Below are 13,158 nucleotides of genomic sequence, written 5' to 3'. Positions count from 1 at the left end.
GAGACAGACGTTGGGCAAGACGTCGCGCGTGCGGCGCCGCGCGCGGTGGACGATGACCGCTCGCAGCCTTTCGATCCCGTGATCGATCTGCCGTTGATCGTCGGGCGCAACCTGCGCCGGCTGCGCGTCCGGCAGGGATATTCGCTGGAGCGTCTTGCCAAGCACTCGGGCGTGAGCCGCGCCATGCTCGGACAGATCGAGGCGGGCAAGAGCGTTCCGACCATCGGGCTTCTGTGGAAGGTGGCGACCGCGTTGGGGGTGCCGTTCGCCAGCCTGATCGCGGTGGAGGATGATCGCGGAACGCAGGTGTTTCGGCGGGCGGACGCCAAGCTGCTGTCGTCGAACCAGGGCCGGTTCACCTCCCGTGCACTGTTTCCATTCGACAGCGAGCGCAAGGTTGAATTCTACGAGCTTCGGCTGGCGCCGTTGCATCGCGAGGAAGCCGACGCCCATGCGGTGGGAACCCGCGAGAATGTCGTTGTTGCCAGGGGGGCTGTTGAAATCTCGTCGGCGGCCGGACGTCCCCAGGTCCTGAACGAAGGGGATGCTATTCTTTTCGACGCGGACGTTCCGCACACTTACCGCAATCTCGGGGCGGAAGAGGCGATCCTCTATCTGGTCATGACCTATGTCGAGACCGTCGGTTGATGCGGAAACACCGAAAGCCGGAGGTTCGCCGGCCTTCGGTCAGTTCACGCCGGGAAGGCGCTCATTTCATCGGCATCATGCACATCATCATCATGCCGCCGCAGTTCATCATCATCGGCATGCCGGTGCCCATCATGCTCATCATGTTCTGGCAGCACTGCATGAACATGTCCTTCATGGCCGGATCCATCGGCGCCATGTCGCAGGTCATGCCGTTGGCGGTCATCGTGCAGGTGACTTTGCACATCATCATCGGCATTGCCATGGCGGTCATGCCCGGCATGCCTCCCATCATCGGCATCATGCCATTCATCATCGGGGACATGCCGCCCATCATCGGCATCATGGTCTGCATTGCGGGATTCATCGGGATCTCCATGCGCGGGGACGAAATCACTCCGTCCGTCGTCGTCAGGGGTATGGTCTTCTGAATCTGATCTCAATTCGAGAATGAATGTGTTGGAGATTTTCCTCCAACAAGTCGCCAGAGCCGCCAATACAGCGGAGGTCCCGATATTATTGCGGAGGCTCCGCGAATATATTGGCGATCGGAGTGCGCTCAGACTGCGACGGACGCATGCAATGCGGTGCCGCTGCCGGATAGAGAGACAGCAATGAGGGTCCTGAACGACACGCTGGAATCGGATACGAGCAGCAGGTCTGCGGCGGACGTGGCGCTGCAGCGGCGATATGGTCCTCACGTGCCCGATACGCGGGGGCTCTGGAATGATGTCCTTGCCGGCCTCATCGGCCACAGGTCCGTGCGAAGTTATCTGCCCAAGGCGCTGCCACCGGGGACGATAGAGATCGCGATTGCGGCCGCGCAATCAGCAGCCTCGTCGTCGAACCTGCAGGCCTGGAGTGTCGTCGTGGTCGAGGATGACGAGCGCAAGTCGCGACTGGCCGATCTCGCCGGCGCTCAGGCTCACATTCGGCAGGCGCCGCTGTTTCTGGTCTGGCTCGCGGATCTGTCGCGCGCCGAACGGCTGTTTCAGCACAGCGGTCGCGCCGGCGAGGCTTTGCCGTACCTCGAGACGTTTCTGGTCGCGGTCATCGATGCCGCGCTGGCGGCACAGAACGCTGTCGTCGCGCTCGAATCGCTGGGGCTTGGAGCGGTCTATATCGGGGCGATCCGCAACAGGCCGCAGGCGGTTGCCGCCGAGCTCGGCCTGCCGGCGCATGTCGCGCCTGTGTTCGGCCTGTGCGTCGGCTATCCGGATCCCGCAACGCCTGCGCAGGTCAAGCCGCGGCTGGGGCAGGGCGTGGTGGTCCATCGCGAACGCTACAGCGCGGACGGCGAAAAAGAGGGGATTGCTGTTTACGATGCGACCTTGCGCCGATTCCAGGAGGACCAGAGCCTTCCGGCGACGGGCTGGATCCAGGCGGTCGTCAATCGTCTCGGCTCGATTGCCGCGCTCAAGGGGCGGGATAAACTGGTCGAGGTGCTGCGCGCCCTCGGCCACGAACTGCGATAGCTGTCGGCGAGTCCCTCGTATCGATATCGATGCCGCGGCACGATGTCATCGTCCGGCGCGGGGCGCCGGTTGGAAATCGCGCAGCATGTTTAGGATCTGCCGTGCCGCGCGGTGCGCCGCATCGGTTCTACTCCAGATCAATGACAGCGTGAGTTCGACGGCCGGCTCCAGGCGGCGGGTGGCGAGGGCGGTGTCGAGCGCGGACAGCGCGCTTTCCGGCAGGATCGACAGGAAGCCAAAGTCGATCATGAGATTGGCAATGACCGGAATGGAATCCATTTCGACCAGTGTCAGGGCGTCGATATCATCCGGCCCGAGCAGTTGCGCCAGCAGGCGATGAGCTGCCTGGCCGAGGCCGGTGCGACGGCTCGGCAGGGCGAGCGGGTGGTCGCGAACGAGGTCGATCGTCGCCGTCGGGCGGGCCAGCAGATCGCGGGCGCCGACCAGCGCGAGGCGGGATGTGAACAGCGGCCTCGCAGCAAAGTCTTCCGGGATCGTCTCGCTGTCGACGAGGGCGAGGTCGAAGCGCTTGTCCTTGAGGCCGGCGAACAGCTCCTCGGCGGTGCCGCTCGTCAGGAACAGCGGCTGTTTGCGGCGCTGGCTCTGCCAGTTGGCGGCGAGGAAGGCCATCAGGCGTGCGATGTTGCTGTCATGGCCGAGCGGGATTGCGGTTGCGAGCCGGACGGTGGTGCTGCTCGAGCGAAAGCGCTCGTCGGCCTTTCTGGACACACGGCGCAGCCTGTCCTCGATCTCCGGCAGCAGGGCGACAATGGTACGTCCGGCGGCGGTGAGCGTGACACCGCTCGGCGACCTGCGTAACAATGTCGCGCCGATGGCGCTCTCCATCCGCGCGATCTGCTGCGTGAGCTGAGGTTGACCGAGCTCGATCGCGCGCGCCGCACGCCGGACGCTCCCGACCTCGGCCACCGTCAGGAAACGCCGCAACGCGGTCATGCTGATCATCGCCTGCGCGCAGAAGCGTTCCGCCGCGGGGGCGGCCAACTTGGGCGAAATCATTCTCATGGCGAGGCCTGCGGCAGTTGCAACTTCCTTCTCGACACGGCGGGCTTCGAGGGTGAGGAGGCTGGAGGACCCGGCGCGCTGCAGCAGCGGCACGGCCACGATGCGTTCGAAACGCTTGACCGCGGCCGAAATCGTCGCCGGCGGCCGCTGCAGGCGCCGCGCCGCCTCGCGAATACTCGAGCAGTCCAGAACCACATGCGTCATCACCAGCGTGGCGATATCCATGGCAGTGCGCCCAATTTTTGATCCGTGCTGACGCGACCATATCGCGTGTCCAATAAATGGGATATCCTGCCTCTCGGCTTTTCCGTCTAGCCTGTCACAGGAATTCGACAGGTCCGGCAGCTGCGCCGGACAGCCATCGGGAAGGCTTGCCCATGAGACTGACACTTGCTGCGATCTGGTTCGCCGTGGCCTGCGCCGTGACGGCGCCTGCGTCGGCCCAGCAGCCCGCGCCGCTGCGTTCGGCGATCGACGCGACCTTCGCGCCCCATGCGATGCCGAAACTGTCCGGCGGGCTGGAGGGCTTCAATATCGATGTCGTGGACGAGATCTCGCGGCGGATCGGCCGCCCCATCCAGGTCGACGGAGCGCAGTTCTCGGGCCTCATTCCGGCGCTGCAGGCTGGCACCTATGATTTTCTCGCGGCGGTGGTGACCGTGACGCCGGAGCGTGCCCAGCAGTTGCTGTTTATGGAAGGCTTCGTCGACGCCGACTATCGCTTCATGACGCTCAAGACGGCCCCCGAGATCACCCGACTCGAGGACCTGTCCGGCAAGACCATCGCCGTGCAGAAGGGCTCGGTCTACGAGAAGTTCGTGGCGGACAATGCCGCCAGGTACGGTTGGAAGTTCGAATCGTTCGCGACCAGCACCGACGCCGCCCAGGCGGTGATCGCGGGCCGTGCCGATGCCAACGTGTCGGCGGTGACGGTGGTCGCCTGGGTCGTGAAGAACAACCCGCGGCTGAAGAATTCGCTGCTGTACAAGACCGGCCTGGTCTGGAGCATGCCGCTGCGCAATGACAACACCGCGTTGCGCAAGACCCTCGAGGATGCGCTGGTGTGCATGAAGAAGGACGGCACGCTGCGCAAGCTCTACGTCAAGTGGTTCGAAATCGAGCCGGAGCCGGGGTCGGCGACGACGACGGTTTATCCCGGATACGGCCAGCCGGGCTTCCCGGGGTATGATCCGACGCCGCAGTCCCCCGATTGCAAATGAGCGGTGCGGATCCGACGCCGGCGGACGGGCGCCAGTTCCTGCTTGAGGCCCGGGGCCTGCGCAAGCGTTTCGGCGCTGTCGAGGTCCTGCGGGGCGTCGATCTCCTGGTCGAGCGCGGCCGCCTGGTGTTTCTGATCGGGCCGTCGGGATCGGGCAAGAGCACGCTGTTGCGTTGCTGCAACCGGCTGGAGGAGCCGGACGCAGGCGCGATCATCTTCGATGGCGTCGACCTGCTGTCGCGGCGCACGGATATCAATGCGGCGCGCCGCCAGATCGGCATGGTGTTCCAGCATTTCAATCTCTATCCGCATCTGACGGTGCTCGGAAACGTCACGCTGGCCTTGCGCAAGGTGGTGGGCTTGCGCCGACAGGAGGCAGAGGTGCGGGCCATGGCCGCGCTCGAACTGGTCGGTCTGGCCGAGAAAGCGCCCGTTTACCCGGCGCAGCTGTCGGGCGGGCAGCAGCAGCGCATCGCCATCGCCCGCACCCTTGCGCTCGATCCCAAGATCATCCTGATGGATGAGCCGACATCGGCGCTCGATCCGGAACTCGTCGGCAGCGTTCTGGCGGTGATCAAGGATCTGCGGGCGCGAGGGATCACCATGGTGATCGCCAGCCACGAGATGAGCTTCGCGCGCAGCGCCGCCGATCGGGTGCTGTTCGTCGACGGCGGGGTCGTGGTCGAGGAGGGCGATGCCGAGGAGATCTTCGCGCGGCCGCGCCATGAGCGCACCCGTCGCTTTCTGACCCAGATCAGGCACTAGCGGATGTCGACGGCGGCGATGTCGCAATGGGACCGGTTTCTGTTCACGTTCTTCAATGCGGACGTCATCGCCCGGTATGGATGGGACATCGTCGGCGGCGTCTGGCTGACCGTTGCGGCAGGGCTCGCCGTGGTGGTCACGGGCGTCGGCTGTGGTCTCGCCCTGGCGTTCCTGCGTGCGCTGCGCATCAAGCCGCTCAACGTCCTGATCATCCTGTTCGCCGACCTGTTCCGCTCGCTGCCGCCGCTGGCCATCATCCTGGTGCTGTTTTTCGGCGCGCCGGCGGTCGGCGTGGTCATGCCGAGTTTCGTCGTGCTGTGGCTGTCGCTCGCCGCGGTGCTCGCGGCGTTCGCGGAGGAGATCTTCTGGGCCGGCATCACGTCGGTGCAGCAGGGGCAATGGCTCGCGGCGCGGTCGACCGGATTGACCGCGGCACAGACGCTGAGATGGGTGATCCTGCCGCAGGCGGTCCGCATCGCGATCCCGCCGCTCACCAGTCGGGTGATCTCGATCACCAAGAATCTCGCGCTCGGCAGCGCCATCGGCATGAACGAAATCCTCGGGCGCGCCGGTTCGGCGCTGTCGATGTCCTCCAACGCCACCCCGCTGACATTGGCGGCGCTGCTCTATGTGATCATGTTCGCACCGCTGGTGATCGCGTCGCGGCGCCTCGAACGGCGCTTTCGCTGGGGTGGCCGCTGATGAACGAATTCATCCACGAGTTCGTCAATGTCGAGGTCATGGCGAAGGTCACGCCTTTCCTGCTGCGCGGTTTGCTGCAGACCCTGCTGCTGTGTGCTGTGCTGATACCGATCGGCCTTTGCAGCGGTCTTCTGACCATGCTGTTGACGACGTCGTCCCGCCGTACCGTGCGCTGGCCGGCGCTTGCGGTCGTCGATGTCCTGCGCTCGTTCCCGCCGCTGGTGCTGCTGATCTTCGTCTATTCCGGGCTGCCGTTCATCGGCCTTCGCGTGCCGCCGCTGGTCGCGGTCGCAGTGGCCTTCCTGCTGAACTCGGCGAGCTACTACAGCGAGATCTATCGCGCGGGCGTGGCGAGCGTGCCGCAAAGCCAGTGGGAAGCCGCGCGGTCGACCGGGCTGTCGGCGCGGCAATGTTTCGTCTACGTCGTGCTGCCGCAGGCCGTTCGCAACGTGCTGCCGGACCTGCTGTCGAACACGATCGAGCTGATCAAGCTGACGACGCTGGCCAGCGTCATTTCCGTGCCGGAGTTGCTGCAGTCGGCCAATCTCGCGCGTTCGCTGACTTACAACTCGTCGCCGCTGATCCTGGCGTCGGCGATGTATCTCGTGCTGCTGCTGCCGCTCGTGCGCCTCGCGGCGCGGCTGGAACACCGCCTCTAGCGCAGCCCATCGGACACCACGTCGATGCGCTGGGCCTGCTCGATGCGGGCGTATTCCCGCTGGACCAGGGCCGAGATACGGACCCCCGGCGACAGGTCGGATACATGACCGCGGGCGAGGTGAGGAAGCAGATGGAGTGTCGCCGGATCGGGATCGGCGGTCCGCTCCGGCGTCGCCGGCAGCAGCTTGGCGATCTCGGTGCCGGGGGCAACACGCACCATGATGCTGGCGCCGTCCGGTGCGCGGATCGTGACCGTGTTGCCACGAAGCCGTTCGATGACGCCTGTGACTCGCTGGGGAGCGCTCGACCTCGCCGAGATGAGTGGTGAGGCGGCCGTCGCGATTGCGAGCAGGCCAACAACGATCAGCGGGGTGTGGGGGCTGGGAGACATCGCGCTTACCAGGGGAACAACACGCGCGATCGACATCGGATGTGAGGCGATGCCCGTTCGCGCTCATGTTGTCTAGCCCGGGCGGAGATTTGCTGGGAATTCCAAATTTCACCGGTTTTGGGGCGGATCCGTTCTCCGGCCCCCGGGCCGTGCCGGGGCGCTACCGTGGTGCGCCTCTGTCTGAACGTGATCGGCTGCTCAGCCCCTTCGGGCTGGTATCGCTGACGCGCGGAGAAGGCGCCGCCGGGCGCGACGTCTTCGCAATTCGGCTATGAGAAAATGGCGCTTTCGGGGGCCGGGGAGAGGGCCCATAAGGCCCCGGATGCCGCTTGAATCTCCGATCCCGCCCGCTCCGGATGAGACGGCGGCCCGTTCGCTGGGCCGGTCGCGCACGATCGCCCTGATCATCGCCAGCGCGATGTTCATGGAGCAACTCGACGGCACGGTGCTCGCGACGGCCCTGCCGGCGATGTCGAGTTCGTTTCAAGTCGAACCGACGTACATGAGCATCGCCCTGACGGCGTATCTGCTCAGCCTGACCATCCTGATTCCCGCCAGCGGCCGGGTCGCGGACCGGTTTGGATCGCGCACCGTGTTTCGGGCGGCGATCGCCATTTTCACGGTCGGCTCCCTGCTATGCGGCCTCGCGACATCGCTTTCGTTCCTCGTCGCCGCGCGCATCATCCAGGGCATCGGCGGCGCCCTGATGATGCCTGTCGGACGTCTTGTGCTGCTGCGCGCGGTTCCCAAAAAGGATCTGGTCGCGGCCATGGCATGGGTGCTCGTGCCGGCGACGCTCGGCCCGATTCTGGGACCGCCGATCGGCGGTCTGATCATCACGCTGTCGAGCTGGCGCTGGATCTTCTACATCAACATTCCGATCGGTCTGCTCGGGATCGTTCTCGCCAGCAAGTACATCGAGGAGTTTCGCGAGCCGGCGCGCCTTCCCTTCGATATCAAGGGCATCGTTCTGTCGGCGGTCGCGCTGGTCTGCCTCATGAGCGGCTTCGAGATGATCGGGCGCGGCATGGGATCGCTGGTCGCGGTGGGGGGCGTGATCGCCGTCGGCGTCGCCGCGGGCGTGGCCTACTGGTTTCACGCCAGGGGTTTCGATGCGCCGATTCTCGATTTCGGGTTGATGCGGATCGCGACGTTCCGGACCTCGGTGGTCAGTGGGGCGTTGTCGCGTATCTCGGTCGGGGCCATGCCCTTCCTGCTGCCAATGATGCTGCAACTCGGCTTCGGGCTGTCGGCGGCCCAGAGCGGCTTGATCACCTTCGTGAGCGCGGCCGGCTCGCTGTTCATGCGCGCCATGGCGCCGCGCTTCCTGCGAAGGATCGGTTTCAAGAACGTGCTGGTGTGGGTCGGTCTCGGCGCCACGGTGCTGCTGGGGACGTGCGCCGCGTTCCGCCCGGCGTGGCCGCTCGCCGCCATCTATGCGGTGCTGTTCGTCCAGGGCTTTTTCCAGTCGTTGCAGTTCATCTCCTACAACACCATCGCCTATGCGGACGTGGAGAGTGAGGCGATGAGTGCAGCGACCAGCTTCTACACCACCTTCCAGCAGCTCTCCCTGGCTCTTGGTGTCGCGTTCTCCGCGACCGTCCTCGCCGTGTCGAGCCGGTTCTGGGGCCACGAACAGCTGCAGCTGGCGGATTTCTCGGTCGCGTTCGTCGCGGTCGCGCTGGTGTCGTTGATGGCGCCGGTGCTCAGCGGTGCGATGGATCCAGCGGCGGGCGCCGAGGTCAGCGGTCATCGCAGGCGACCGGTCTCGCCGGTCAATGTCGCGCCTGCCGAGTAGCCACCCACGCGGCAGGACAATGCTGCAGCCGCTGCGCTCCATGGCCGCTGCCGGCACGCGCCGGCGATGTCGCCGGCGCGGTCTGCTCCGTTGCGCCGTAGTCAGCGATCGGCGTCGAAGAACGCGAGCATGCGGTTGGCGATGATCGCGGGCTGCTCCTCGGGCATGTAGTGTCCGCAGTCGGAGATCACGCCGCCCTCGAGATGCTCGGCGAGCGGTTTCATTGCCTCGAAGATATTTGGAGACATCCCGACATCGCCGCCTAGGGCCAGGATCGGTGTCTTGAGCCTGACATTGGCGAGCTGCCGGTTCTGTTCGATGTCCTCGAACACGGCACGGTAATATCCGAGGGCGCCTCGCAGATTGCCGGCCATGCGGTAGACGCGCTCATACTCGTCGAGATCCTGCGGCGAGAACGTGGCCGCCGGATTGGCCGATTTACGCTGGAAAAACCACTCGATGTAGATGCGTTCGCGCCCGGTCAGCAGAGCCTCGGGCAGATCGGGCACGGGATGGAAGAAGAAGTGCCAGCTCTTCCAGTTGTCGGGGCCGACATCCACGGTTGGGCGCAGCGTCACGCCGGGGATATTGGCATCGAGCAGAACGAGACGGCGCACTTCGTCGGGGTGGGCTGCGGCGTAGGGATAGGCGACCCAGGCGCCGATGTCGTGGGCGCCGATAAAGTAACGGCGATGGCCGAGCGCCTGCATCAGGGCGTGAATTCGCGCGCCGGTGGTGCGCGTGTCATAGCCGTCGACCGGCTTGTCGGAATCGCCCTGGCCGGGCAGGTCGATGGCGATGACCGTGTAGCGTTCGGCGAGGCGCGGCATCACGCGTCGCCACGCGTACCAGCTTTGCGGGAAACCCGCGAGCAACAGCAGTGGATCGCCGCTGCCGCCCTCGACGGTATGGAAGCGCAGGCCTGCGGCGCTCACCATGCGGTGGCGAAACGGCCGGCCGCCGAGTTCGATGTGGGTGAGGGAGAGTTCGCTCATGTCGATGTCCCGTGGAGGAAGCAAGGTAGTCTAGCGCGATGCGCCGAGCTGCGGGCGGTATTCCCAGCTGCCGTCGCGCAGGCGCACCAATGCGCGATCATAGAGATATGCCGCGGTGCAGCCATGGCGGGGAATGAGGGCGACCTGCTGGCCGACCGTGACGCGATCCGTTGCCACCACGACGTGCTCCTCCTTCATGAGGCGGATCGGACCGGGCCCGCGGAAACGGTCGGCGAGCGGAATATCCGGTGAGATCGCCTTGGAGCCGGCATCGAGGGTTGCGGTGCCTTCCCTTACGGAGAGGACGGTTGCGAGCACATATCCACCGATGCGCCAGCCGATGTCTGCGAGTTCGACGTCGTGCTGGGCGCTCGAATAGGTCCAGCTGCCGGGAGATACCCAGCGTGCGATGTCGGCCGGCCACAGGTCGAACGAATAGCTGCCGGCCGCGATCAGGTCGCCATCGAGGCCCTGGTCGCGGCCGCCAGCCACGAAGTCGCGCAGGCGCTCGGCGAGCTCGGTCACCCGCGCGCTCCGCAGCGCCCGGTCCGGATTCTGGATGTGGCCGTCATAGGCGTGCCAGCCGTCGAACAGCCTGGCATCGTTGATCCTCTTCGCCAGCTCCCATGCGCGCGGGCCGATCGCAACGCCCGTTCGGCCGAGGCCCGGATCGAGATCGAGGCGCAGGCGCAGGTTCGGTGCGGCATCCCCGGCAAGCTCGTCCTGCCAGGCGCGCAATCCCTGCTGCGAGTCCACCATGGCGGCGATCCGCACATGCGGATGGCTGCGCGCGGCGCGCGCGACGCGAGCGATCGCCAGCGAATTGACCGTCGGGTAGGCCCACACCACGTAAGGGGCACCGGCCGCTGCGGCGATCTCGACCTCAGCTGCCGTCGCCGCCTTGAAGGCGCGCACGCCTTCCGCAAGCATCGTTTCGATCAGCCATGATGCGCGGTGGGTCTTGATGTGCGGCATCAACCGCGCGATGCCGCCCGCGCCATGCGCCGTCTGCCGCAGATTGTGCAGGACGGCATCTTCCAGAATGACGAAGCAGGGCGTCTCGACCGCAAACGGCGGCAGCGTGAGCGTGCCGGGATCGGTGCCCGTGCTGGTGGAGGTTTCGGCAGGAACGGGATCGGCCAAGGTCTGGGTCTCCTCTATAAATATATCTTACGTATATTTTAAATTCGGGCGACGCAAGGCTGCTGCGTGGCGCGTGCCCGCAGTTCAGGCCGATCGTGGCAGGCCGAGCGAGCGCAGGTCGAGCGACAGCGGTTCGATGGTCTTGCCGCTGAGCAGGCGCAGCAGGCGTTGCTGGGCCTGTCGGGCGTGCGCGGGCAGCAGTTCCTTGAGGCGTTCGCGGTCGTGCGCGCGGATCGCCGTGATGATCTGATGGTGCTCGTCGAGATTCATCTCGAACTGGCTGTCGAGTACGTTCTGCTCCGCTTCCTCCATCTTGTAGATCAGCACCAGCAGCCGGCGCACATGGCGGTGCGTCGACTGCGCGAACTCGAAAAAGAACGAGTTGCCGATCGAGCGATGCATGCGGAGGTGAAACTCCTCGTTGATCGAGGTGATGCCGAGGTAGTTGCGCTGCTCGACCTCAGCGACATAGCGCTGCTGGATGGCGTCGAGGTCGTTCGCGAGTGTGGGATCCTCGAAGCGGCAAAGCTGCGACAGGATCGATTCCGCCAGTTGCTGGGCCGCCACGACGTCGCCGATCTCGCGAAAATCGAGGCTACGCACATAGGTGCCGCCGCGGTTCGGCATGATGTTGACCAGCCCCTCGGCGACCAGGCGATTGATCGCCTCGCGCGCAGGCGTGCGTCCGAGCTTGAAGCGTTTGATCAGCAGCGGTTCGTCGATGCGGCTGCCCGGTTCGAGTGTCAGGTCGATGATCCGGGAGCGGATCAGGTCGAGGGCGCCGTCGGTCTGCGACGGTTTGATGCGCCGCGGTTCGCGTGGCGCCTTCGCCGTCTTGTCGCGGGCGGCCTCGGATGCTGTGACTTTGGTCGATTTGCCCATGATGTTCTCGTCGGATGCGTACGGCGGCGGCACGGCGCCATTTTTGATGTCAAAGGGAACGGTCGCGTACTTGCTATAGCGCAAATGTTGGGCACGCGGAAGATTCTGCTTGTTATAAATATACGTGACGTATATTTAATTCTCATGAAGCGAGCCGGCGGAAAATGCTGGCCGTGAGACACGGAGGGGGACCGGAGCCATGCGCATCGATCGACGCGAGTTGTTGTGGGGTGGCGCTGCCGCGATGGCGGCGTCATGGGGGGCGAGGCCGGCCGTTGCCGGGGATGACGTGCGGATCGGGGTGATCTTTCCGCTGTCCGGCGCCAGCGCCCAGGTCGGGGTGGATGCGCGCCACGCGCTGGAGACCGCGGCGGAGGTCGTCAACAGCAGTTTCCCCCTCGATCTGCCGGCGGCGCGCACCGCCGGGATCGCGGCGCTTGGCGGCGCGCCGGTGCGCCTGATCTTCGCCGACCACCAGGGCGATCCGCAGAAGGGGCGATCCGAAGCGGAGCGGCTGATTACCCAGGACAAGGTTTGCGCCATCATCGGCGCATTCCAGTCGTCGGTTTCGGCAACGGCGAGCGTCACCGCCGAGCGCTACGGCATTCCCTATCTTGCCGCCGACTCGTCGTCGCCGAGCCTCAGCCGTCGCAACCTCAAGTACTTCTTTCGAGCGACCGCCCATGACGAGATGTTCTCGGCGGCGATGTTCGATTTCCTCGATGCGCAGCGCAAGCGCGGCCAAGCGGTGAAGTCCGTCGGGCTGTTCTACGAGGACACGATCTTCGGCACCGACTCGTCGAACACCCAGCGCAGGCTCGCGGCCGAGCGCGGCTATGTGGTCGCGGCCGACATCAAGTACCGCGCCAATTCGCCGTCGCTGACCGCCGAGGTGCAGCAGCTCAAGAGCGCCGCGCCGGATGTGTTGTTGCCGACCAGCTACACCACTGATGCCATCCTCCTGGTCAAGACCATGGATGAACTCGGCTACAGGCCCGCGAACATCGTGGCGCAAGCGGCCGGGTTCTCCGAGAAGCCGCTGTTCGATGCGGTCGGCGGGCGTCTCAACGGCCTGATCTCCCGTGCGAGTTTTTCGCTCGACATGGCAACCAAGCGACCGGCGATCGCCGTCGTCAACGACATGTATCGCAAGCGTGCCGGTCGCGACCTCAACGACAACACGTCTCGCCAGTTCATGGCGTTGCTGATCCTGGCGGACGCCATCGAGCGCGCCGGCTCCGTCGAGGGGGCGCGCATTCGCGATGCGCTCGCGGCCACCGACATTCCCGGCGAGCGCACCATCATGCCCTGGAAGCGCGTCCGCTTCGATGCCAGCGGGCAGAACAACGACGCTGACCCGGTGCTGATCCAGTATGTCGGCGGCTGGTGGAGCACCATCTTTCCGGCTTCGGTCGCGGTGGCAGAGCCGCGCTGGCCGATGAATTCCTGAGGAGCGC

At 65.5% G+C, this 13,158-nt stretch carries 14 protein-coding genes; 9 read left to right on the top strand and 5 right to left on the bottom strand.

All coding sequences use genetic code 11. From position 1 onward, the window contains the following. Window positions 1-45 precede the first annotated feature (45 nt). The 3 genes from JQ639_RS04365 (at window position 46) to JQ639_RS04355 (ending at window position 2,123) form a co-directional block, all read left to right on the top strand. Window positions 46-648, top strand: a complete 603-nt coding sequence (locus JQ639_RS04365) for a helix-turn-helix domain-containing protein (RefSeq protein ID WP_211969513.1) — start codon at window positions 46-48, stop codon at window positions 646-648. After that, a complete protein-coding gene (locus JQ639_RS04360; RefSeq protein WP_249123512.1) occupies window positions 648-1,079 on the top strand; it encodes a hypothetical protein in 432 nt (143 codons plus the stop codon). The genes JQ639_RS04365 and JQ639_RS04360 overlap by 1 nt, the downstream gene beginning before the upstream one ends. 183 nt (window positions 1,080-1,262) lie before the next feature. Next, entirely contained in the window at window positions 1,263-2,123 is an 861-nt protein-coding gene (locus tag JQ639_RS04355) for an NADPH-dependent oxidoreductase (RefSeq protein ID WP_211969515.1), read from the top strand. A gap of 45 nt (window positions 2,124-2,168) precedes the next feature. Here the strand turns inward: JQ639_RS04355 and JQ639_RS04350 are convergent, their stop codons facing one another. Next, window positions 2,169-3,371: a LysR family transcriptional regulator gene (locus tag JQ639_RS04350; protein ID WP_211969234.1), complete on the bottom strand. Its 1,203-nt coding sequence runs from the start codon at window positions 3,369-3,371 to the stop codon at window positions 2,169-2,171. 152 nt (window positions 3,372-3,523) lie between these two features. On the opposite strand from JQ639_RS04350, the gene JQ639_RS04345 reads away from it, so the two are divergent. The 4 genes from JQ639_RS04345 to JQ639_RS04330 are packed head-to-tail and all read left to right on the top strand — an operon-like array spanning window position 3,524 to window position 6,491. Next, window positions 3,524-4,366, top strand: coding sequence for a transporter substrate-binding domain-containing protein (locus tag JQ639_RS04345; protein ID WP_211969235.1), 843 nt, complete (start codon window positions 3,524-3,526; stop codon window positions 4,364-4,366). Next, window positions 4,363-5,130 (top strand): amino acid ABC transporter ATP-binding protein, encoded by a 768-nt coding sequence (locus JQ639_RS04340; RefSeq protein WP_283811643.1) that lies wholly within the window; start codon window positions 4,363-4,365, stop codon window positions 5,128-5,130. The genes JQ639_RS04345 and JQ639_RS04340 overlap by 4 nt, the downstream gene beginning before the upstream one ends. A gap of 18 nt (window positions 5,131-5,148) precedes the next feature. Beyond that, the gene (locus JQ639_RS04335) at window positions 5,149-5,832 is read left to right on the top strand and encodes an amino acid ABC transporter permease (RefSeq protein WP_211969236.1); all 684 of its coding nucleotides are present in this window, start codon (window positions 5,149-5,151) and stop codon (window positions 5,830-5,832) included. Continuing rightward, complete coding sequence (locus JQ639_RS04330; protein WP_211969237.1) at window positions 5,832-6,491, top strand: amino acid ABC transporter permease; 660 nt, start codon at window positions 5,832-5,834, stop codon at window positions 6,489-6,491. Before JQ639_RS04335 ends, JQ639_RS04330 begins: the two co-directional genes overlap by 1 nt. Here JQ639_RS04330 and JQ639_RS04325 read toward each other — a convergent pair. Then, window positions 6,488-6,883, bottom strand: coding sequence for a hypothetical protein (locus tag JQ639_RS04325; protein WP_211969238.1), 396 nt, complete (start codon window positions 6,881-6,883; stop codon window positions 6,488-6,490). The genes JQ639_RS04330 and JQ639_RS04325 overlap by 4 nt on opposite strands. A gap of 322 nt (window positions 6,884-7,205) precedes the next feature. Between JQ639_RS04325 and JQ639_RS04320 the strand changes: the two genes are divergently transcribed. Then, the gene (locus tag JQ639_RS04320; protein ID WP_211969239.1) at window positions 7,206-8,681 is read left to right on the top strand and encodes an MFS transporter; all 1,476 of its coding nucleotides are present in this window, start codon (window positions 7,206-7,208) and stop codon (window positions 8,679-8,681) included. A 101-nt stretch (window positions 8,682-8,782) separates the two neighbouring features. Here JQ639_RS04320 and JQ639_RS04315 read toward each other — a convergent pair whose 3' ends face one another. The 3 genes from JQ639_RS04315 to JQ639_RS04305 form a co-directional block, all read right to left on the bottom strand. Beyond that, window positions 8,783-9,676, bottom strand: a complete 894-nt coding sequence (locus tag JQ639_RS04315; protein ID WP_211969240.1) for an alpha/beta fold hydrolase — start codon at window positions 9,674-9,676, stop codon at window positions 8,783-8,785. A 30-nt stretch (window positions 9,677-9,706) separates the two neighbouring features. After that, window positions 9,707-10,819, bottom strand: coding sequence for an alanine racemase (locus tag JQ639_RS04310; RefSeq protein WP_211969241.1), 1,113 nt, complete (start codon window positions 10,817-10,819; stop codon window positions 9,707-9,709). A gap of 84 nt (window positions 10,820-10,903) precedes the next feature. Continuing rightward, window positions 10,904-11,701, bottom strand: coding sequence for a GntR family transcriptional regulator (locus tag JQ639_RS04305; protein ID WP_211969242.1), 798 nt, complete (start codon window positions 11,699-11,701; stop codon window positions 10,904-10,906). 199 nt (window positions 11,702-11,900) lie between these two features. Here JQ639_RS04305 and JQ639_RS04300 point away from each other — a divergent pair, with 199 nt between their 5' ends. Further along, window positions 11,901-13,151 carry an ABC transporter substrate-binding protein gene (locus JQ639_RS04300; RefSeq protein ID WP_211969243.1) on the top strand — a complete coding sequence of 417 codons (1,251 nt, stop codon included), beginning with the start codon at window positions 11,901-11,903 and terminating at the stop codon, window positions 13,149-13,151. The last annotated feature ends 7 nt before the right edge of the window (window positions 13,152-13,158 follow it).

It is taken from the genome of Bradyrhizobium sp. U87765 SZCCT0048, assembly GCF_018131225.1.
Classification (GTDB): domain Bacteria; phylum Pseudomonadota; class Alphaproteobacteria; order Rhizobiales; family Xanthobacteraceae; genus Bradyrhizobium_A.
This window is presented reverse-complemented; position numbering and strand designations above follow the sequence as displayed.